Here is a 383-nt window from a genome sequence, read left to right on the forward strand (position 1 = left end):
GGAGCCGCAGGCGCTGCGCCTGCTGGCGCGCGCGGCGCGTGGCTCGATGCGCGATGCGCTGTCGCTCGCCGACCAGGCGATCGCCTTCGGGGGCGGGCGGCTCGAGGAAAGCGCGGTGCGCCAGATGCTCGGCAGCGCCGACCGCAGCCAGGCGCTGGCGCTGGTCGATGCGCTGGCGCGTGGCGACGGCCAGGCGGTGGTGCAGACCTGCGAGGCCCTGCGGGTGCATGGACTCTCGGCCGCCTCCACGCTGGAGGAGATGAGCGCGGTGCTGCAGCGCATGGCCGTGCTGCAGGCCGTGCCCCAGGAGGCCGCCCAGGCCGATCCGGCCGATCCGGACGCGGCCGAGCTGGCGCGCCTGGCGGCCGCCATGCCGGCGGACG

At 77.3% G+C, this 383-nt stretch carries 1 pseudogene; it reads left to right on the top strand.

The window, feature by feature from the left end:
* A pseudogene (locus tag A612_RS09845) lies at nt 1-383 on the top strand (DNA polymerase III subunit gamma/tau); the annotation flags it as partial.

It is taken from the genome of Melaminivora alkalimesophila, assembly GCF_000282995.1.
Taxonomy (GTDB): domain Bacteria; phylum Pseudomonadota; class Gammaproteobacteria; order Burkholderiales; family Burkholderiaceae_C; genus Melaminivora; species Melaminivora alkalimesophila.